The following is a 19,655-nucleotide window of genomic DNA, read 5'->3' as shown; positions in this document are numbered from 1 at the left end:
GTATAAATTTCAGTCTAAAGATTAAAAACTTTACAATATACCCTGAAGGGTATATGATATTATACAAAGTTATAAAGTAATGTATAATATAGTTACAATTACGGAGGTGGTCTATAGTGGAATACAATCAAGATATGAAAAATAGATTGAAACGTATTGAAGGTCAAGTTCGTGGTGTGCTTCGTATGATGGAAGAAGGAAAAGATTGCCGAGAAGTTATTACACAGTTAACGGCATCTCGTTCTGCACTTGATCGTACAATTGGACTTGTTGTTGGAACGAATTTAGAGCATTGTTTACGTGAACAGTTTGAAAGTGGCAATGGTTCAAATGAAGAGTTAATTAAAGAAGCTGTTCAATTACTTGTAAAAAGCCGATAATCTGTCAAACGTAAGTGTTGACAGATTTTCAAAAACATTTTAATATACCCCTACAGGTATATGTATGTAAATTGTGGAGGAATCGATTATGAGTATAAAAGTGGATATGAGTTTAGATTGTAAAGGTTTGGCTTGTCCGATGCCTATTGTGAAAACGAAGAAGGCGATAGAAGGGTTAACACCAGGGCAGGTGATTGAAGTTAAGGCAACAGATAAAGGATCTACGGTAGATATAAAAAGTTGGGCGAGTAAAGTAGGACATCAATATATCGGGACGAAACACGAGGGTGATGTATTGGTGCATTATGTTAGGAAAGCAAACGAGCATGAAGTGAATGAAGCTGTGAAATATCCACATACAATTACGAATGCAGAATTACAGTCTATATTGTCTCATGGGGAAGAGAGCATTGTATTAGATGTTCGCGAAGCAGCGGAATTTACTTTTGGCCATATTCCATCTGCCATTTCGGTGCCATTAGGTGAATTAGACAGCGCAGTGTTAGATCAGACGAAGCAAATTTATGTTATTTGTCGAACTGGTAACCGCAGTGATGTAGCTTGCCAAATGTTGAAAGAGAAAGGTTTTTCAAATGTGAAAAATGTCATTCCTGGTATGTTAGGGTGGCAAGGAAATGTGGAGAAATAAAATTTTTTAAACAAAAATATACCTATGGGGGTAATTAAATGGACATTAAGATGTTACAAGCAAAAGATGTTGCAGAGAAAGTTTTATTCGGAGAGTTATTCATTTTAGATGTTCGTAATGAGACGGATTATGAAGATTGGAAAATTGAAGGGAAACAAGTTTCTTCTATTAATAAACCTTACTTTGACTTGTTAGATGGTGTAGATCATATTGTAAGTGAATTACCTAAAGATAAAGATGTTTTAGTAGTATGTGCAAAAGAAGGGTCTTCTATATTTGTGGCAGAGCAATTAACAGAAGCGGGATTACAAAATATTTATTATTTAGCTGGTGGAATGAAAGCTTGGAGTGAATATGTGAAGCCGTTAAAAGTAGGGGATGTACAGGGCGGAGGGAGTATATATCAATTTAATCGTCTTGGAAAAGGCTGTTTATCTTATATGGTTGTTTCTAACGGTGAAGCAGCAGTTATTGATGCGGTAAGGACAGCCGAGGCATATGAAGAGTTTGCGAAAGAGCATGGCGTTACGATTACGAATGTAATGGATACACATTTACATGCAGACCATATTTCTGGTGGACGTAAGTTAGCTGAAAAGGTAGGTGGTACGTATTGGTTACCGCCAAAAGATGCCGAGGAAGTTGTTTTCTCATACGAACCGCTTGTTGAAGGATCTGTTATTACGGTGGGGGGTACTAAAATTGTAATTGACGCATTATACTCACCAGGGCATACGATTGGAAGTACGTCATTCATTGTTGATGATTCTTATTTATTATCAGGCGATATTTTATTTGTAGATTCAATCGGGCGTCCTGATCTTGCTGGTAAGGCTGAAGATTGGGTGAGTGATTTAAGAAATACGTTATATACACTTTATAAGGAACTGTCTCAAGATTTAATTGTTTTACCAGCCCATTATTCAAAAATAAGTGAAATGGATGAAAGAGGCGTTGTGAGTGCGAGCTTACAAGATTTATTTAAAGAGAATGTAGGGTTAAATATTGCTGATGAAATAGAGTTTCGTAAAGCTGTGACAGAGAACTTACCGCCACAACCAAATGCATATGAAGAAATTCGTCAAACGAATATGGGGAAAATTCATCCGAGTGTGGAAGAAGAGCGAGAAATGGAGATTGGCCCAAATCGTTGTGCAGTGCATGAGTCATTATAAAAATAACAAATTGGAGGAATTGATCATGAATATAAAACAAGTATTAGATGCGAAAGGTTTAGCATGTCCAATGCCGATTGTAAGAACAAAGAGAGCAATGGATGCTTTAGACACTGGAGAAGTGTTAGAAATACATGTAACGGATAAAGGGTCAGTTAAGGATATTCCAGCGTGGGCAAATAAAAGTGGTCATGACATTGTAAAGCATGAAGAAGAAGGCGATGTACTAAAGTTTTGGATTAAGAAGGCGTAGTAAAGAAATAATTTTATAAATATAGAGGGGGAGTTATATGAACACAATATTAAGTACGCTTTTCATTGTACTTGCTGCAGGATTTGTTATTTCACGTTTTTTACCGGTAAAAGGTGTTCGAAATATAAGTGGAAAAGAATTAAAGAGTATAGTGGGGAAAAAGGGGAAGCAATTTATCGATGTTCGTACAGTAGGTGAATATAGAGGGAATCATATGAAGGGATTTCGAAATATCCCGTTAAATGAGTTAGCTAGTAAAGCAAATCAATTAGATAAAAATGCGGAAGTAATCGTTATTTGTCAGAGCGGGATGAGAAGTAAGCAAGCGGCAAAGGTATTAAAGAAATTAGGATTCCAGCACCTTATCAATGTTTCAGGTGGTATGAATGGTTTGTGAGGAGGACTTTAAAATGAAAGAAATGACAGCAAAAGAATTAGAAGAAAAATTATTACGTAAAGAAGCAGTAAATATTGTGGATGTCCGTGAAGTAGAAGAAGTAGCTGAAGGAAAAATTCCAGAAGCATGTAATATTCCGCTAAGGATATTAGAGTTTCGTATGCATGAGTTGAATAAAAAGAAAGAATATATTATCGTTTGTCGCTCTGGCGCGAGAAGTGCAAGAGCCGTTCAATTTTTAGAAGGTTACGGTTTTCGAGCAATCAATATGGTAGGTGGTATGTTAGCTTGGGAAGGTAAAGTCATATAGCATAGAGATAAAAGGTTTGAGCCTTTTTATAAATAATTAAATACCCCTATAGGTAATTTGAAGGAGGAACAATATGGAACAACAGAAGAAAACGACAATCGTGTTATTTAGCGGAGATTACGATAAAGCAATGGCTGCTTATATTATTGCAAATGGTGCAGCGGCGTATGACCAAGAGGTAACTATTTTTCATACTTTCTGGGGATTAAATGCTTTAAGGAAAGATGAACATGTGAATGTAAAGAAAACATTTATAGAAAAAGTATTTGGAAAAATGATGCCACGCGGTGCCGATAAGATGGGATTATCCAAAATGAATTTTGCTGGCATGGGGCCAAAGATGATTAAAGGCATTATGAAAAAACATAACGCAATGCCTTTGCCAGATTTAATTGATTTGGCGAAAGAACAAGGAATTAAACTTGTAGCTTGTCAAATGACAGTAGATTTATTAGGGTTAAAAGAGGAAGAGATTATGGAAGGGGTAGAGTTTGCAGGCGTAGGGGCATATTTAGCAGATGCTTCGGATGGGAATGTAAACTTATTCATTTAAATCACCTTCTTTTTAGAAGGAGGGGGATGTAAGGTGAGTTTAGTATTATTACTTTTTATAATTGGGTTTATAGGATCGTTTATATCAGGAATGGTTGGAATTGGCGGTGCGATTATTAATTATCCGATGATCTTATACATTCCAGTATTGTTAGGATTTACTGGTTATACGTCACATGAAGTGAGTGGTATTACAGCGGTACAAGTATTCTTTGCAACTTTTGCAGGCGCATGGGCTTATCGGAAAAGTAATGATATGGATAAAACGTTAGTTGTGTATATGGGAGCTAGTATTTTAATAGGAAGTTTCATAGGGAGCTTTGGTGCTAACGTATTAGAGGAACATACGGTCAATGTTGTTTATGCAGCGTTAGCAACAATTGCTGCTATTATGATGTTCGTACCGAAACGAAATAATAGTGGTGAAGTGACATATAATAAATGGTTAGCAAGCTTGTTAGCGTTTATTGTAGGAGGAGCATCAGGCATTATAGGTGCTGGCGGTTCTTTCTTATTAGTACCGATTATGTTAGTTATTTTAAAATTGCCGATACGTACAACAATAGCAACATCTATCGCTATTACGTTTATTTCCTCAGTAGGGATTACGACTGGAAAAGTGATAACTGGTCAAGTAGTTGTAATTCCAGCTCTTATTATTGCGGTTGCAAGTATCTTTGCTGCGCCGCTTGGAGTGCGAGTCGGGAAGAGGATCAATCAAAAAGCACTGCAATATATGTTATCGATTTTGATTGTAGGCACTGCTGTTAAAATGTGGATTGATATGATATCGAAATAAAAGGATGGGCTGCTTGTAGCCCATCCTTTTATTTATGCCCAAATAACTTTCATTAAGTTTTTATATTCGTCATTTGCTAATTTATATAGCATTCTCGTATGTTCAAAGACAAGTGCTGGATTAAAGTTTGGTTCTGAGAATGCAAGAGATGCTGAAATATCAATTGCATTTTGCTTGTTTAATGTGAATTTTGCAAAGCGATAAGATGTGTTTAATTCATTAATGACATGTAAAATATCATTTGTTGATGTTGCATCAGGCACGTGAGCAACATTGAAGCAGTATATATCCACCGTAGGATGTTCGTTTTGGAAAGCAGCGATAAGTTGAATTTTTGCGCCAGCTTCTGTCTCTAATCCTACTGAAAAATGAACAGAGCCATCATTTTCATCTATATTTTCTTCCATGTATATATCGTTGGATTTTAAGTAGTCTTTAAAATCTGAGATGTTATGTTTTACTGCAGCTTTCATATGTATGAGCCCCCTGATAATTGGAATAGATTGCTACTGTTTATTATAATTTAAAAATATTAAAAAAGATAGTTAGAAAGTTCTGATTTTTGATTCTGACGAAATAAAAAGAAGCAGTACTCTACCTCCATAGAGTACTGCTTCTTTACTATTCATTGTCGTTAGACGATGTTTCTGTATCTTCACTGCTATTTTTGTTCTTATTTTTCACTTCATTGTTACTTGATTCGCGTTCACTTGAATTTTCAGACTTAGATTCTTTTGTCTTTTTCGAATCAGAGTCTGAGTCAGACTTTGTATATGCAGGTAGCCCAAGATGAGTACGAAGTTCATTTGTAACATTAGCTAATTCTTTTTTATCTGGATTGTAGTAGTAAGTTCGACCACCACCAGCAGATTTGCTACATGTATCGTCACCTTTTGCCATATAGCAATCATCACCTTGGATTTGTAATTTCTCAATTTCCGAATCCGATCCGTACTTATAGAATGAAAGCATATCATCAAATGTTAAGTTTGTAACGAATTGTCCGTTAATATCATCAATGATGTTGCCAACTTTTGTTACAGAACCAGCATTTGTTAGTTTCTTTAAAATAGCTTCGATAACGAGTTGTTGACGTTGTCCACGCATTGCATCACTATCGATGTGTCTTGTTCTAGCAAGAGCAAGAGCTTCTTCGCCATTTAACTTTTGAACACCTTTTTCTAGGTGAATTGCCTCAGCATTATCATTGCTATCTTGCTCAGTAAATTCAACTGGTACATCAACTTCAACACCGCCCAAGTCATCGACGATTTTTATAAATGATTTAAAGTTAAATTTCACAAAATAATCGACAGGAACATTCATTAATTTTTCAACTGCATCAATGCTTGCTTGTGGTCCACCATTTTTTCCGTTTTTAGCAGAACCGAATGCATGAGCATGTGTAATTTTATCTTTTTTCTTTTCTATTGGAATATAAGTATATGTGTCACGTGGGATACTTAATAGTTTAACAGTTTTGCTATCTTTATTAAATGTTGCAAGTAAAAGCGCGTCTGTTCTTATAGCTTCACCATATTCTTTTCCTCGGACATCGCTTTCATCAACACCCATTATTAAAACAGAGACGTTATTTGTAATAGGTTTAACAGCTTTATCTCGTAAATCTGATTTATCACCGCGTGCTAAATCGTGTGCGGCATTTCGAACAGCAGAAGATGCTTTATTTACTAAAAACCAAGTATAACCGCCACCTATTAATAAAACGAATAGTATAGCGCTTATAATAATTTTTATTTTTTTCTTATTTTTGTTCGGTTTACTGCGTGTATTTTCTTGCAAAGATGGGTTTTGCTCCATTTCCTGTACTCCTTCATTTGGATTGAAATACGACACTCATATCCACTTATTATAATGAAATTTAGCGAAAAAAAACATTACAAATCATTTACATTTCGTAAAAATTCAATTTATTTATAAAAAGTCAGATTTTCTATATATTCTTTTTTAGATGTAGAATAAGTATAAGGGCTTTTGGTAGAAATGAAAATATATATTATGAGAAAGTGATAGGGAAGTAAGATTTGTTGAAATATAGCCAAGAAGAAATGAGTAAGCTTACTTATTTCTTCTATATAATAAAGAAGAATTTGACGGATAAAGGAGAGAGCATAATGAATCATACATCATTCCGAGCAATCGTTGTGAACGAAACGGAAAATCATCAGTTTGTAAGAAAAGTTGTTGAGAGAGAAGTAAGTAGTTTACCTGAGGGAGACGTATTCATACAAGTTCATTATTCTTCATTAAATTACAAAGATGCCCTTTCAGCTACTGGTAATAAAGGTGTTACGAGAACGTATCCTCATACGCCAGGAATTGATGCCGCAGGAGAAGTTGTGAGTAGTGAAGATAACTCCTTTAAGGTAGGAGATCAAGTTATTGTAACGGGATATGACTTAGGTATGAATACCTCTGGTGGTTTCGGAGAATATATTCGCGTCCCATCATCTTGGGTCGTGCCTTTACCAGAAGGAATGTCATTAAAGGAAAGTATGATGTATGGGACAGCGGGTTTTACTGCTGCTTTGTCGGTATATAAGCTTATTGGAGCAGGAATCAAGCCTAGTATGGGAGATGTTTTAGTAACGGGTGCTACAGGCGGCGTAGGGAGTGTAGCTGTTAGTATATTAAGTAAGTTAGGGTTTAACGTAGTAGGAGCGACAGGGAAAATGGAAGAGGAACAGATGCTACTACGTCTAGGAGCGAAAAAAGTGATTCATCGCGCGGAATTGAATGATGAATCAGGAAGACCAATGTTAAAAGGGATATACGCCGGAGTTATCGATACTGTAGGTGGACATATGTTAGAAACAGCTTTAAAAACAGTAAAGTATGGTGGTTGTGTAACGACATGCGGTAATGTGGCAGGCCAGGAACTACAAACCACGGTATATCCGTTTATTTTACGAGGTATAAGCCTTTTAGGGATAGATTCCGTGCAATGTCCAGTGGATGTGAGAAGAGATGTGTGGACGCTTTTAGCGAATGAATGGGGAAATAAAGAGTTACTATCTTATACAGAAGAATGTACATTAGAAGAATTAGAGAAGAAGTTTACACTTATATTGCAAGGAAAGTTAAAAGGAAGAACAGTTGTTAAAATATAATGAAAAAAGAGACGCTTAAGTTAGCGTCTCTTTCTTATTATAATGATTGTTTTAAATTGATTTTTCCTTGTTCGCCTAAAACACCGTCAGCGATATTTACAGCGTGATCGCCAATGCGCTCTAAGTTACTTACCATATCGACGAAGATGATACTTGCATCACCTGAACAGCTACGTTCGTTTAGACGTAATACGTGACGTTTACGAAGAACACGTTCCATTTGATCGATTTTGCGTTCTTTTGCAATAACAGTTTGAGCTAGTTCAGTATCGAAGTTTGTTAATGCTTCAACTGAGTCTTGCAGTGTTGAAATTGTTAATTCAAGCATTTCGTTTAACTCAGCTAATGCTTCGTTTGATAGTGAAACACGATTTGAAATTTGGAAATCTACAAGTTCTACAAGGTTTTCTACATGATCACCGACACGTTCAATATCTCCAACAACACCTGCTAATACGGAATGTTTTTCAGAATCTGAAGGTGAAAGTGGCTTTTCAGATAGTAAAACTAAATACTCGGTAATTTTTTTATCTAAATTGTTAATAGCTCCTTCTAGTTGGGTGGCCATGTTTTCATGTTTTTTGTCTTGCGTATTTAAAAATTGATTTGCTTCTTTTAATCCGTGTAATGAAAACTCAGCCATACGCACAATCTCTTTTTGAGCTTCAGTTAAAGCGATGGCTGGAGATTGTTCAATAAAGATTGGATTTAAATGTTGCGGTTTGAAATTAATAGCAGAATCTTCGCCGCGGATAATTTTTGTTACAATCCATGCTAATACTGCAATGAATGGGAACTGAATGATTGTATTTGTTACGTTAAATGTTCCGTGTGCAAATGCAATAGTCATTTCTGGATTCAAGTTTAATGATGTTTGGAAATATTGAATTAAACTTGTAAATGGTACTAATAAAATTGTAAAGATAATTGTACCGATAATATTAAAGATAACGTGAACTAATGCTGCACGTCTTGCTGCAATTGAAGTACCGATTGCTGCTAATACTGCTGTAATTGTCGTACCGATGTTATCACCGAATAATACAGGAAGAGATGCTTGTAAATCGATTGCACCTTGACCGAATAGTTCTTGTAAAATACCGATTGTTGCACTTGAGCTCTGTACAATTAAAGTGAAGACTGTACCGACAACAATTCCTAAAATTGGATTATCACTCATGCTAATCATTAAATCTTGGAATGACTCTAAAGAACGAAGAGGTTTCATACCTGCGCTCATTAATTCTAAACCGAAGAATAGCATACCAAAACCGAATACAACTTGACCTACAGAATGTACTTTTTTATTTTTAAAGAAGAATAGTAAGATTGCTCCAACTGCCATAACTGGGAGAGCATATTCTCCGATTTTAATTCCGATAATAAATGCAGTAACTGTCGTACCGATGTTTGCACCCATAATAACACCGATTGCTTGTCTTAATGTCATAAATCCAGCACTTACAAGTCCGACTGTTAAAGCGGTTGTTCCTGAACTTGATTGGATTAATACGGTAACTAACATACCTGCTAGTACACCCATAAGTGGGTTTGTTGTAAAACGATCTAGAATATCTCGAAGACGATCTCCAGCTGCTTGTTGCAGTCCATCGCCCATGTATTTAATCCCGAATAAGAAAATACCTAATCCACCAATGAACTGGAAGATCATATCTTGAACATTATATTCCACGCATTCCACTCCTTAAATTTCATGTACGATGTAATTATTAACTGAACCTTGAGACACTGTAAACGGTTTGCTAGTAAAATTTACACTAATTTTACAAAGAGAAGAAAAGTTTACAATCCCTTAAAGAAACAGCTGTATTTTATTGGTTTTCATCTTGTAAAAATCTTAATTCTGTAAAGAAATCACACTTTTTAGAATAATAATGTTCAGTTGAATATCAAGGAAAGCGTCTGCGAGTTCATCGTATATTTTTTGATGAAAGTTAAAAAAATATGCAGGAAAATGCATGTAGTTTTATAACAGCAAAATGAGGGAAAATAATTTTTTAACACGATAAAAAAGCTACTGATTTATCCAGCAGCTTTTTCCGTGTTTTTATCGCTATGCTTTTGTTTTCTTATGCTTGTAATGTAAATGAAGAGAAAAGCAATAAGTAACAGAGAGGAGTAACGATATACAGTTGCATAGTTTGTAAAATGAGCAATAAATCCAAATATAATAGCTCCAGCGCCGATACCAAGGTCAAATGCGGAGAAGAATGTAGCCGTTGCTACGCCGCGTCGATGCGGTGCTACGCGGTCAATCATCCATGCTTGTAGTGCAGGTTGGATCGCTCCAAAACCACTTCCGTAACATGCTGCAGCAATAATTAAGCTCGGAATTGTCGTCGTATACGACAATAAAATAATGCCTGTAAACGTTATAATAACTCCCGGAATGATGACGAATGTATGGCCTTTCGCATCATATAGCCTTCCAGAGAATGGACGAGTTACAGCAATTGCTAGTGCATTACATAAAAAGAAGAGGCTAATATCAGCTATGCCGACTTCTGTAGCAAATAGTGTGATAAAACTTCCGATTCCTCCGTACATTAATGTAATACATAATATTAATAATGAAGGAAGTAAAGCTTTACGCTCAATAAATCCATCGAGAAAAGTACTAGATGATTGTTGTGGCGGCTGTTTCGTTTTTTGGATTTGAAGTAGTTTCGTTAATATTAATGAAACAATTGTGCACGATAGTGCACATAAAAAAAGAATTGTGAAGTTATATGTTTGCATGAGCCATAGTCCTATAAGTGGACCGAGGGCCATTGCAATTGTTCCAGAAAGGCCAAAATATCCCATGCCTTCTCCGCGGCGAGCTGAGGGAATTAAATCAGAAACGACAGTTCCATATGTAGTCGTTGTAATACCGAAACCAGCTCCGTGTAAAATACGAACAGCAAGCAAGAGAAAGATAGTTGAGGCGAAAAGGTAACTGCCCATAGCGAGTAAACAGATAGCAGTACCGATCATTAAAATGATTTTTTTATTAAATTTTTGCAAGGCGTTCCCAGTTAGCGGTCTAACAAAAAGTGCCGCAACGGTAAACATACCGACAACAAATCCGATATTGGAACTTGTGCCACCAATTTCTTTCACATAAACAGGTAAGGTTGGAATTAACATTTGAAACCCTAAAAACATACATAAGTTTGCAAAAATTAAAGCAACAAACTCTTTTGTCCATAACGGTTCTCGTTTTACGAGTATTGCTTCTCCCATATATTCATCCCCTATATAAAATTTTCCCGCTATTAACGGGCAGTAAAACTCCCACCTCAAAATCGGACTGGAGCAAAGAAGTTAGGTGGGAGATCAACTGCCCGTAAATGCCCGATTGGTTCAACTAATAATCAGTGGGGGATGAACACCCCCCTCACTGATTAAAGTTTCACTTTATCTCTTTTCTTTCGAGTATATGTATTGGCCAATGCAACAGTCAAGGAAGGTGTCTTGAAAACGGATAACAATTTTTAAGGCGAAAAACTGACAAATTTGTGTAAAAGCTACACAACTATGAAAAAAAGATGTAAAGTATAGATGTATAGACTTGTAGGTGTTAAGAATGATAGAAATTGTTTTTTCTTTAAAGAAAGCGGATTCAAAAGAGTAGTGAACAAGAAGGGGAGATATACTTTTTCACTACATATATTTGAAAAGGTTTACAATATGATGAAGAAAGAGGCGTGTACATATGAGACGATTAGGTATTTCTATTTATCCAGAACATTCAACAGTAGAGAAAGATAAGGAGTATTTAACATTAGCAAGTAAATATGGATTTACACGTGTGTTCACATGTTTATTATCTGTGGATGGAGAAAAAGAGAAAATTATTGAAGAATTTAAAGAAACGATCTCACATGCGAATGCATTAGGGTTCCAAGTATTAGTTGATATTAGTCCATCTGTTTTTGAACAATTAGGTATTTCGTATAATGATTTATCATTCTTCCATGAATTGGGTGCGTACGGTATTCGTTTAGATGTTGGTTTCTCAGGATTAGAAGAATCAATTATGACTTATAATCCGTATGGTTTGAAAATTGAGATTAATATGAGCAATGGTACGAAGTATGTAGATAACATTATGAGTCATAGACCAAATCGTGAAAATTTAATTGGTTGTCATAATTTTTATCCGCATCGTTATTCAGGGTTATCATACGATCATTTCATTAAATGCTCGAAACAATTTAAAGATTACGGTATGAGAACGGCTGCTTTTATTTCATCATTTGATGCAACATACGGACCTTGGCCAGTAACAGAAGGGTTATGTACATTAGAGCAGCATCGTGAATTATCGATGACAACACAGGCGAAGCATTTATTTGCGACAGAATTAATTGATGATGTTATTATTGCAAACGCATATGCGTCAGAAGAAGAATTACAAGCACTAGGTGCATTAAATAAAGAGAAACAAACATTTGATATAGAACTATATGATACAACGACAGAACTAGAAAGAATTATCGTATTAGACGAACCACATTTTTATCGCGGAGATGTATCTGAATATATGATTCGTTCTACACAAAGTCGTGTGAAATATAAAAAAGAAGAGTTTAAACCTCATAATACGCGCGAAATTAAGCGTGGAGATTTATTAATTGATAATGAACAATATGGCCAGTATAAGGGCGAATTACAAATTGCATTAAAAGATATGGTGAATACAGGAAAAACAAATGTAGTTGGTCGAATTATAGAAGAAGAAATTTTCTTATTAGATTATTTACAAGCATGGGATAAATTCGGATTCATATTAAAGAAATAGAGAGAATATAAAGGGGAAAAACTACTGATTTCAGCAGCTTTTCCCCCTTTATATATAAAGAGCGAGAGGAAGAGCTATGACAAAGGTGCAGCAGCGATTAATTTCTATTTTAGAGGAGTTTTTAGAAGAGAAATCGATGTTAAATCGAGCTTTTTTAGCGGGCCGTTTACATGTATCAACGAAGACGATTCAAAAGGATATAAAATTATTAAATGATATATTGGAAGAAAACGGAGCGAAAATCGAATCGCAAAGAGGGACTGGGTACGAATTAGAAATTATACAAACGAAGAAATTTGAAGACTTTTGTGTGAGTCTATTTCAAAAACAGACGGAAAAGATCCCAACTTCTTATGAAGAAAGAATAGCGTACATTCTGCAGCGTGTTTTAACGGCAGAGGGATATGTGAAGCTTTCAGAATTAGCGGAAGAGATTTATGTGAGCAAATCAACGGTTAATTTAATTATGAAAGATGTTACAGATATATGTGGTCGCTATAAATTACAAATTGAGAAGAGACCGTATTATGGTATACGTATTGTTGGAGAGGAATTTAATATTCGTTCTTGTTTATCACAATATGGTTTACCGCGTTATGACCATACTCCGTTTCATGAGCAATTTGAGCAGACGGAGACATATTTATCGCTACCTTATATATCACACATCCGTTCAATTATATTAAAGTATATTGAAGGTGGAACAATATATTTATCTGATATAGAAATTGATAATTTAGTCATTCATATTGCAATCGCATTAAAGCGTTGTCAAAGTCAACATTATATGAAAGAACTGCATACGGAGCAATCAGAACTTATAATAAAGAAAGAATATACAATTGCGAAGCAGATTTTAGGAGATTTAGAGAAAGAGTTGAAATTTTCATTTCCAGAAGAAGAAGTATTATATGTGACGATGCATTTATTAAGTACTGCTGTTACAACGAGAGATCGCTATGAAAATGTAGAAGAGCTATTAGGAAAAGATATATATGCATTTATGCAACATATTCTTTTTAAAGTAGCGGAAGAACGGAATCTTATTTTTTATTATGATGAAGAATTATTATTTGGATTTGGTATTCATTTAAAAACGTTATTAAATCGTTTGAAGTATAAGTTAAATACGAGAAATCCTCTTTTGGCAGAAGTGAAAAAGAATTATCCGTATGCTTTTGAAATTGCGGTTCTTGTTGGAGATATCATTGGTGAATATACGGGTGAATCGATCCCTGAAAGTGAAATTGGCTATATTGCAATTCACTTCGGCGGAGCGATGAGCCGTTTGCAGGAGCAAAATCAAAAGAAAAGATGCTTATTAGTTTGTGCGACTGGTCAAGGAAGTGCACAACTATTAAAATATAAAATTTTATCACAGTTCCGAGATAAATTAGAGATTGTAGGTATTACAGGCTATTATCAATTGAAAGTAGAAGATCTTTATAAAGAAAAAATAGATTGTATTATTAGTACGATTCATATACCGAGTGGCTTGCCTGTTCCAGTTATAAAAGTGAATTCAATATTTGATGATAAAGAGATTAAATCGATTGGTCAGCGGTTGTTTACGCATGTGAATAATAGTGTGCAGCCTTATATTAAGGAAGATTTAATTTTTTTAAATCATAGTGCTTCTACGAAAGAGGATGTTATTCAGTTTTTATGTGAGAAAGCTGCTGAGAAACATTATGTACAAGAAAACTTTTATGCTTCTGTTATGGAAAGAGAAAATACGTCTCCGACAGCGGTTGGGAATTCAGTTGCAATCCCGCATCCGATGCAGTTATTAAGTGAGGAAACTTTTTTGATGTTTTGCACACTTGAAAAGGCTGTTGATTGGGGAGATAAAAAAGTACAAGTAATTATTTTATTTAGTGTAAAGCGCAATAATAATGAAGATTTGCAAAGGCTTTATGATTTTTTATATGATATTATGTCTAGTCAAACTACGATAGAGAAACTTACTCAGACCGAGGTAATTGAAGATTTTCAAGAGATTTTATTATCATTTTGAAAAAGTATATAAAAACTTCCGTTACATAACGGAAGTTTTTTATGTTTAATTGTATGCGTTTTCATAATAAGATAAAAATATAGAAAACATATAGCTTGGGGGAATTTAAAATGGCTGATATGCAAACTCCATTTGCATTAATTTTACATGGTGGCAATGCGAGAAGTGCAGCGCTTGAAGCAATCGCTTTTGCAAGACAAGGAGATTTTGAGAATGCGGGTGAAAAGATGAAACTTGCTAGTGAGGAAATTTCAGCAGCACATCGTATTCAAACGGATTTAATTCAAGAAGAGGCAAGAGGAAATCATGCAGAAATCAGTTTACTGTTAGTGCACGCACAAGACCATTTAATGAATGCAATTACAGTGAAAGAACTAGCTGAAGAATTTATTACTCTTCATAAACGAGTAGAAGAGAAAGTGACAGTATAAGATGTATATTTTATTATGTTGTGCAGCAGGCATGTCAACGAGTATGGTCGTAAGAAAAATGCAAGAAGAGGCAAAGAAACAGGGGAAGAATTATAAAATTAAGGCGGTTGATTCAGAACTTGTGAAACTTGAAATAAAAGAAGCCGATGTCGTTTTAATCGGTCCACAAGTGAAATATTTATTTCCAGCTGTAGAGTTTCTTGCAAACTCATACAACATACCAGTTGCAATTATAGACCAACGAGATTATGGCATGTGTGATGGTTTGAAAGTGCTTAGGCAAGCAGAACAATTAGTTTTAGCATAATTATATTTTTTTAAATATAAACATTATAATGTTATAAAGTTTATTTCATTCTTTTATAGTAGAGAGAAAGAGGAGGGCTATTGATGAATGGGTTTATGAGTTTTATGGAACAAAAGATTATGCCAACAACGCAAAAGATTGCAGGACAACGACATTTATTGGCAATTCGAAATGGGGTTATTTCTACATTACCGTTAACGATCGTCGGGTCATTTTTCGTTATCTTTTTAAATTTACCAATTGATGCATATATGGAATGGATTGCACCGTTTCGCCATATTTTAGATATTCCATTCCGATTTACAGTAGGACTAATGGCCTTATACGCAGCGTTTGGAGTAGGGGCTTCGCTCGCGAACTTTTATCAGCTCAATCAATTAAGTGCAGGGCTACTATCTGTACTCGCCTTTTTACTAGCATCAGTTGAACCAATTCAAATTACGAAAGCTGTACCAGGTGTTATTGATGCAGGTCGATATATTTCAGTAGGAACATTAAGTGCAACGTCTTTATTCGGCGCAATTGTGACAGCATTAATTGCAGTGGAAATTTATCATTTTATGATTAAGCATAATATCTCAATAAAATTACCAGACAGTGTACCACCAGCAGTTTCAAATTCGTTTGCAGCATTAATTCCAACATTAGTAGTTATTCTTTTATTCTGGGGCATTCGCTACGGTTTGAAATTCGATGTAAATACAACAATTACATACTTAATCGCACCATTAAAATCAGTACTAGTAGGAAATAACTTATTCGGTGGTTTATTAACAGTATTCTTAATCGTGTTCTTCTGGTCATTTGGTATACATGGACCGGCAATTTTAGGACCAATCATTCGTCCGATGTGGGATTCCGCAATTCTTGAAAATATGGAAGTGTTCACGGCTACAGGAAATGCACATCAGTTACCAAACTTATTTACAGAGCAGTTCATTCAATGGTTCGTATGGATTGGCGGATCTGGCTCAACGTTAGCTTTAGTAATTATGTTTATGTTCTCTAAATCTAAGTTCCTAAAAGAGTTAGGTAGATTATCATTCGTACCAGGTTTATTCAATATTAACGAGCCAATTATTTTCGGGGCACCAATTGTAATGAACCCAATCTTAATTATTCCGTTCGTTATTACACCGTTAGTGACAACGACAGTATCATATTTCGCAGTTGTTTCAGGTATGATTCCACTCATGATGGCGAAATTGCCATTTACGATGTTAGCACCAATTGCAGCGGTGATTAGTACGGACTGGACAATTATGGCTGGTGTACTTGTACTTGTTAACTTTGTAATCTCATTCGTTATTTACTATCCATTCTTCAAAATGTATGAGAAACAACAATTAGCAGGAGAGGAGAAAACAGAATGCTCGGAGCAATTATCATCTTAATTACATTTGTGATCGGACAGTGTATTGCCCATTATTCGAAATGGGTACAAAGTAAATCCTTATTAGTGTTACTACTAGTATCAGTTTTATTTATCGGTTGTTCAATGGGTGCATATGTAATGTTAGGTCTACACTCACCGTACGTAATTATTGTACCGACAATTTTATGTGCAACATGTTTATCTGCAAAATATAGATTTACGAGCATGGCATTAATACAACGTGTGAAGGAGATGCAAAAGCATGGAGCGTAAATTAGGGATTTCACTTTATCCAGAACATTCAACGAAAGAAAAAGATATGGCTTATATTTCGTCAGCGGCACGACACGGTTTTTCAAGAATATTTACTTGTTTGTTATCTGTGAATCGTCCGAAAGAAGAAATTATAGCTGAATTTAAAGAGATTATTAATCATGCGAAAGATAACAATATGGAAGTTATTTTAGATGTAGCTCCAGCTGTGTTTGATCAGCTTGGTATTAGTTATAGTGATCTATCATTTTTCGCAGAGTTAGGTGCAGATGGTATTCGATTAGATGTAGGCTTTGACGGATTGACGGAAGCGAAAATGACGAATAATCCGTACGGTTTAAAAATCGAGTTAAATGTAAGTAACGATATTGCGTACTTAGAAAATATTCTTTCGCATCAAGCGAATAAATCAGCTTTAATTGGTTGCCATAATTTTTATCCGCAAAAATTCACTGGTCTTCCGTACGATTATTTCATTCGCTGTAGTGAACGCTTTAAAAAGCATGGTATTCGCAGTGCAGCCTTTATTACATCACATGCCGCAAACATCGGTCCATGGGATATTAACGACGGATTATGTACGTTAGAAGAGCATCGTAATTTACCAATTGAAGTACAAGCGAAGCATTTATGGGCAACAGGGCTAATTGATGATGTCATTATCGGAAATGCTTATGCAAGTGAAGAGGAGTTAGAAAAACTAGGAAATTTAAATCGCTACATGTTACAGCTAAAAGTGCACTTTGTAGACGAAGCGACTGAAGTAGAGAAGAGAGCTACGCTGCAAGAATTACATGTAAGACGCGGCGACATAACAGAGTATATGATACGTTCTACAGAAGTGCGTAAAAAATATAAAGACTATGACTTCCCAGTGCGCGAAAGTGTGCTACAGGAAAGAGGGCAAGTTGTAATTGGTAATAACTCATTCGGAAAGTATAAAGGTGAACTGCAAATCATTTTAAAAGAAATGCCGATAGATGAACGGAAAAATATCGTCGGTACAATTGCGGAAGAGGAGTTATTCTTACTAAATTATGTAGGAGCTTGGACGCAGTTTACTTGTGTGGAATAGAGAAGAGAAGGAGAGGATGCTGTGGCATCCTCTTTTTTCTATTGATATAGTAGTCTATCGTATATAGAATGCAAAGAGATAGATTTCATTTGGACGGGAGAGAAGGAGATGGAAGAGTATATAGATGATTTATTAAGGCGGATGGCTGATGAAGAAACAGAGATTTGGCATCGTGCGTATGATGAAGCAAAAGCGTTAAATGACTTATTAACTTTTCCTTATTTACAGCAGAAGGTAATCAAAGCAAAAAAGGTATCTATGAAGAAAGATATTTATTATTTAATGACGAAACTCGCCATCAATACGAAGGAAATCTATATTGCTGATTATCTTATAGATCGTTTGGAATGTGAACAAATCCCGACTTTGTTAAGTGAACTGCTTAGTAATATTTATACATTGCCAGAAGTAAGTAGTACAAATAAAATCATTCCGTATATTTATCATAAAAACGATAGTGTTCGTTATTGGGCAGTTGCTTCCTTAAAGTTATATAAATCGTTAGAAGCGGAAAGTGCGTTGCTAAAGTTGCTGGATACTGAAGAAAATAAAGATGAGATTACACATATTTGTTATACATTGCTTGAGATTGGAACGAAGCAATCGATTCTGCCGTTAACAAAGCTTTTATATAGTAATAGTGTCTATGTTCGTTCAACCGTTATTGAGGTTTTAGCAAAAATAGGGGGATCGGACTTACAAATAGTTTATATTGAAGCTTTACATGATAGAAATGTGATGGTGAAATATGAAGCTGTTCGAGCTATTTATACGTATGGCGACGAAATGGCAATGAGAGCAATTTGCGAACGTGTGAATAAAATTGTTGCTAGAAGACGTAAAAATGAAGTAGAGCCTACGGATGAAGCAGAGATTATCATTGCTCTTCGTTTCTTACATAAGTTTGCTAATCATGAAGAAGTTTTAAAGATATTTGATAAAGTGTACAAAAAACGTGGAAACTTGTTTATGTCGGAGAGGGAGTGGCTTCGAGATAATATTACTTACTTTCAAGAGAAAGAAAGCATGTAAGAATCATAAAAAAGAGCCAGCCTCAACGATGAGACTGACTCTTTTTTATAACTAGTTTAATACTTTAACTGTAACTGTTTTACGTCCCCAGCTACTTGATGTGCCTTTATCTGGCATTAAAACGTCGATTTTATTACCTTTAATAGCCCCACCAGTATCACCAGCGATTGCTACTCCGTAACCTTCAACCCATACTTTTGAACCTAATGGAATGACACTTGGATCAACTGCAATTAGTTTCATGTTTGGATTAGCTGTTAAGTTATGACCCATAGCTGATTTTACTTGGTCGCCTGCTTTATAACCATTTTCAAGTGGATCTGCTGTGTAAGCTGTTGCTACAACACGTAACTCACGAGAAGATGATGGTGTACTTGTTTCAGTTTCTTTTGCAGCAGGTTGTTGTGTAGCTGGTTTTTGAGCTTTAGCCGCTTCACGAGCTTTAGCTGCTTCTTGAGCCTTAGCCGCTTCACGAGCTTCAGCTGCTTCTTGAGCCTTAGCTGCTTCACGAGCTTCAGCTGCTTCTTGAGCTTTAGCCGCTTCACGAGCTTTAGCTGCTTCTTGAGCCTTAGCCGCTGCTTGAGCTTCAGCATCTGCTTGAGCTTTAGCTGCTTCACGAGCTTTAGCCGCCTCTTGAGCTTTAGCTTCTGCTTGAGCTTCAGCATCTGCCTGAGCTTTAGCTGCTTCTTGAG

Annotated in this window: 22 protein-coding genes; 17 read left to right on the top strand and 5 right to left on the bottom strand. The window is 35.6% G+C overall.

All coding sequences use genetic code 11. The features are described 5' to 3' along the window. Positions 1 to 116: 116 nt before the first annotated feature. The 8 genes from MR167_RS09920 to MR167_RS09885 all read left to right on the top strand — a co-directional run bounded on the left by MR167_RS09920 (position 117) and on the right by MR167_RS09885 (position 4,515). The gene (locus MR167_RS09920; RefSeq protein WP_000456202.1) at positions 117 to 380 is read left to right on the top strand and encodes a metal-sensitive transcriptional regulator; all 264 of its coding nucleotides are present in this window, start codon (positions 117 to 119) and stop codon (positions 378 to 380) included. An 88-nt stretch (positions 381 to 468) separates the two neighbouring features. After that, positions 469 to 1,029 (top strand): sulfurtransferase TusA family protein, encoded by a 561-nt coding sequence (locus MR167_RS09915; protein WP_000023977.1) that lies wholly within the window; start codon positions 469 to 471, stop codon positions 1,027 to 1,029. A 38-nt stretch (positions 1,030 to 1,067) separates the two neighbouring features. Beyond that, a complete protein-coding gene (locus MR167_RS09910; protein WP_000351932.1) occupies positions 1,068 to 2,204 on the top strand; it encodes an MBL fold metallo-hydrolase in 1,137 nt (378 codons plus the stop codon). A 25-nt stretch (positions 2,205 to 2,229) separates the two neighbouring features. Next, on the top strand, positions 2,230 to 2,457 hold the full coding sequence (locus tag MR167_RS09905; RefSeq protein WP_001022560.1) for a sulfurtransferase TusA family protein: 228 nt from the start codon (positions 2,230 to 2,232) through the stop codon (positions 2,455 to 2,457). A 37-nt stretch (positions 2,458 to 2,494) separates the two neighbouring features. Next, positions 2,495 to 2,854: a rhodanese-like domain-containing protein gene (locus MR167_RS09900; protein ID WP_001092313.1), complete on the top strand. Its 360-nt coding sequence runs from the start codon at positions 2,495 to 2,497 to the stop codon at positions 2,852 to 2,854. Positions 2,855 to 2,867: 13 nt separating this feature from the next. Then, the gene (locus MR167_RS09895) at positions 2,868 to 3,164 is read left to right on the top strand and encodes a rhodanese-like domain-containing protein (RefSeq protein ID WP_000661799.1); all 297 of its coding nucleotides are present in this window, start codon (positions 2,868 to 2,870) and stop codon (positions 3,162 to 3,164) included. A gap of 73 nt (positions 3,165 to 3,237) precedes the next feature. Beyond that, complete coding sequence (locus tag MR167_RS09890) at positions 3,238 to 3,717, top strand: DsrE/DsrF/DrsH-like family protein (protein WP_000437741.1); 480 nt, start codon at positions 3,238 to 3,240, stop codon at positions 3,715 to 3,717. Between the two features lie 33 nt (positions 3,718 to 3,750). Beyond that, the gene (locus MR167_RS09885; protein WP_017762812.1) at positions 3,751 to 4,515 is read left to right on the top strand and encodes a sulfite exporter TauE/SafE family protein; all 765 of its coding nucleotides are present in this window, start codon (positions 3,751 to 3,753) and stop codon (positions 4,513 to 4,515) included. A 32-nt stretch (positions 4,516 to 4,547) separates the two neighbouring features. Here MR167_RS09885 and MR167_RS09880 read toward each other — a convergent pair whose 3' ends face one another. Together MR167_RS09880 and MR167_RS09875 are read right to left on the bottom strand one after the other, a co-directional pair. Then, positions 4,548 to 4,988, bottom strand: a complete 441-nt coding sequence (locus MR167_RS09880; RefSeq protein ID WP_000642361.1) for a hypothetical protein — start codon at positions 4,986 to 4,988, stop codon at positions 4,548 to 4,550. 148 nt (positions 4,989 to 5,136) lie between these two features. Next, on the bottom strand, positions 5,137 to 6,336 hold the full coding sequence (locus MR167_RS09875; RefSeq protein ID WP_000437427.1) for an LCP family protein: 1,200 nt from the start codon (positions 6,334 to 6,336) through the stop codon (positions 5,137 to 5,139). A gap of 314 nt (positions 6,337 to 6,650) precedes the next feature. Here MR167_RS09875 and MR167_RS09870 point away from each other — a divergent pair, with 314 nt between their 5' ends. Then, positions 6,651 to 7,646 carry a YhdH/YhfP family quinone oxidoreductase gene (locus MR167_RS09870; RefSeq protein ID WP_242314504.1) on the top strand — a complete coding sequence of 332 codons (996 nt, stop codon included), beginning with the start codon at positions 6,651 to 6,653 and terminating at the stop codon, positions 7,644 to 7,646. Between the two features lie 37 nt (positions 7,647 to 7,683). Here the strand turns inward: MR167_RS09870 and MR167_RS09865 are convergent, their stop codons facing one another. Together MR167_RS09865 and MR167_RS09860 are read right to left on the bottom strand one after the other, a co-directional pair. After that, positions 7,684 to 9,339, bottom strand: coding sequence for a Na/Pi cotransporter family protein (locus MR167_RS09865; protein ID WP_242314502.1), 1,656 nt, complete (start codon positions 9,337 to 9,339; stop codon positions 7,684 to 7,686). Between the two features lie 350 nt (positions 9,340 to 9,689). Continuing rightward, positions 9,690 to 10,892: an MFS transporter gene (locus MR167_RS09860; protein WP_106082136.1), complete on the bottom strand. Its 1,203-nt coding sequence runs from the start codon at positions 10,890 to 10,892 to the stop codon at positions 9,690 to 9,692. A gap of 472 nt (positions 10,893 to 11,364) precedes the next feature. On the opposite strand from MR167_RS09860, the gene MR167_RS09855 reads away from it, so the two are divergent. From MR167_RS09855 to MR167_RS09820, 8 genes are all read left to right on the top strand, one after another. Next, positions 11,365 to 12,453: a DUF871 domain-containing protein gene (locus MR167_RS09855; RefSeq protein WP_001253355.1), complete on the top strand. Its 1,089-nt coding sequence runs from the start codon at positions 11,365 to 11,367 to the stop codon at positions 12,451 to 12,453. 76 nt (positions 12,454 to 12,529) lie between these two features. Further along, complete coding sequence (locus MR167_RS09850) at positions 12,530 to 14,470, top strand: BglG family transcription antiterminator (protein WP_000170100.1); 1,941 nt, start codon at positions 12,530 to 12,532, stop codon at positions 14,468 to 14,470. Between the two features lie 110 nt (positions 14,471 to 14,580). Continuing rightward, on the top strand, positions 14,581 to 14,901 hold the full coding sequence (locus MR167_RS09845; RefSeq protein WP_000774623.1) for a PTS lactose/cellobiose transporter subunit IIA: 321 nt from the start codon (positions 14,581 to 14,583) through the stop codon (positions 14,899 to 14,901). 1 nt (position 14,902) lies between these two features. Further along, complete coding sequence (locus tag MR167_RS09840; RefSeq protein WP_000275645.1) at positions 14,903 to 15,208, top strand: PTS sugar transporter subunit IIB; 306 nt, start codon at positions 14,903 to 14,905, stop codon at positions 15,206 to 15,208. An 83-nt stretch (positions 15,209 to 15,291) separates the two neighbouring features. Beyond that, positions 15,292 to 16,602 (top strand): PTS sugar transporter subunit IIC, encoded by a 1,311-nt coding sequence (locus tag MR167_RS09835; protein WP_001013060.1) that lies wholly within the window; start codon positions 15,292 to 15,294, stop codon positions 16,600 to 16,602. Continuing rightward, complete coding sequence (locus MR167_RS09830; RefSeq protein WP_000900039.1) at positions 16,578 to 16,856, top strand: hypothetical protein; 279 nt, start codon at positions 16,578 to 16,580, stop codon at positions 16,854 to 16,856. The genes MR167_RS09835 and MR167_RS09830 overlap by 25 nt, the downstream gene beginning before the upstream one ends. Further along, positions 16,846 to 17,931 carry a DUF871 domain-containing protein gene (locus MR167_RS09825; protein WP_000440072.1) on the top strand — a complete coding sequence of 362 codons (1,086 nt, stop codon included), beginning with the start codon at positions 16,846 to 16,848 and terminating at the stop codon, positions 17,929 to 17,931. Before MR167_RS09830 ends, MR167_RS09825 begins: the two co-directional genes overlap by 11 nt. Positions 17,932 to 18,039: 108 nt before the next feature. Next, positions 18,040 to 18,963, top strand: coding sequence for a HEAT repeat domain-containing protein (locus MR167_RS09820; RefSeq protein ID WP_000393376.1), 924 nt, complete (start codon positions 18,040 to 18,042; stop codon positions 18,961 to 18,963). A gap of 51 nt (positions 18,964 to 19,014) precedes the next feature. Here the strand turns inward: MR167_RS09820 and MR167_RS09815 are convergent. Next, a partial coding sequence (locus MR167_RS09815) for a 3D domain-containing protein (RefSeq protein WP_242314500.1) occupies positions 19,015 to 19,655 on the bottom strand: 641 nt, incomplete at its 5' end.

The sequence above is a fragment of the Bacillus cereus group sp. BfR-BA-01355 genome, assembly GCF_022663675.1.
Taxonomy (GTDB): Bacteria; Bacillota; Bacilli; order Bacillales; family Bacillaceae_G; genus Bacillus_A; species Bacillus_A thuringiensis_S.
The sequence above is the reverse complement of the archived record's forward strand: the minus strand, read 5'-3'. Positions and strand labels throughout refer to the sequence as shown.

Excerpts from the sequence above, each read along its gene's own strand:
- MR167_RS09875 (WP_000437427.1), bottom strand. The coding sequence starts at position 6,336 with ATGGAGCAAAACCCATCTTTGCAAGAAAATACACGCAGTAAACCGAAC.
- MR167_RS09870 (WP_242314504.1), top strand. The coding sequence starts at position 6,651 with ATGAATCATACATCATTCCGAGCAATCGTTGTGAACGAAACGGAAAAT.
- MR167_RS09860 (WP_106082136.1), bottom strand. The coding sequence starts at position 10,892 with ATGGGAGAAGCAATACTCGTAAAACGAGAACCGTTATGGACAAAAGAG.
- MR167_RS09825 (WP_000440072.1), top strand. The coding sequence starts at position 16,846 with ATGGAGCGTAAATTAGGGATTTCACTTTATCCAGAACATTCAACGAAA.
- MR167_RS09895 (WP_000661799.1), top strand. The coding sequence starts at position 2,868 with ATGAAAGAAATGACAGCAAAAGAATTAGAAGAAAAATTATTACGTAAA.
- MR167_RS09890 (WP_000437741.1), top strand. The coding sequence starts at position 3,238 with ATGGAACAACAGAAGAAAACGACAATCGTGTTATTTAGCGGAGATTAC.
- MR167_RS09880 (WP_000642361.1), bottom strand. The coding sequence starts at position 4,988 with ATGAAAGCTGCAGTAAAACATAACATCTCAGATTTTAAAGACTACTTA.
- MR167_RS09820 (WP_000393376.1), top strand. The coding sequence starts at position 18,040 with ATGGAAGAGTATATAGATGATTTATTAAGGCGGATGGCTGATGAAGAA.
- MR167_RS09850 (WP_000170100.1), top strand. The coding sequence starts at position 12,530 with ATGACAAAGGTGCAGCAGCGATTAATTTCTATTTTAGAGGAGTTTTTA.
- MR167_RS09840 (WP_000275645.1), top strand. The coding sequence starts at position 14,903 with ATGTATATTTTATTATGTTGTGCAGCAGGCATGTCAACGAGTATGGTC.
- MR167_RS09915 (WP_000023977.1), top strand. The coding sequence starts at position 469 with ATGAGTATAAAAGTGGATATGAGTTTAGATTGTAAAGGTTTGGCTTGT.
- MR167_RS09910 (WP_000351932.1), top strand. The coding sequence starts at position 1,068 with ATGGACATTAAGATGTTACAAGCAAAAGATGTTGCAGAGAAAGTTTTA.
- MR167_RS09855 (WP_001253355.1), top strand. The coding sequence starts at position 11,365 with ATGAGACGATTAGGTATTTCTATTTATCCAGAACATTCAACAGTAGAG.
- MR167_RS09905 (WP_001022560.1), top strand. The coding sequence starts at position 2,230 with ATGAATATAAAACAAGTATTAGATGCGAAAGGTTTAGCATGTCCAATG.
- MR167_RS09830 (WP_000900039.1), top strand. The coding sequence starts at position 16,578 with ATGCTCGGAGCAATTATCATCTTAATTACATTTGTGATCGGACAGTGT.
- MR167_RS09835 (WP_001013060.1), top strand. The coding sequence starts at position 15,292 with ATGAATGGGTTTATGAGTTTTATGGAACAAAAGATTATGCCAACAACG.
- MR167_RS09900 (WP_001092313.1), top strand. The coding sequence starts at position 2,495 with ATGAACACAATATTAAGTACGCTTTTCATTGTACTTGCTGCAGGATTT.
- MR167_RS09845 (WP_000774623.1), top strand. The coding sequence starts at position 14,581 with ATGGCTGATATGCAAACTCCATTTGCATTAATTTTACATGGTGGCAAT.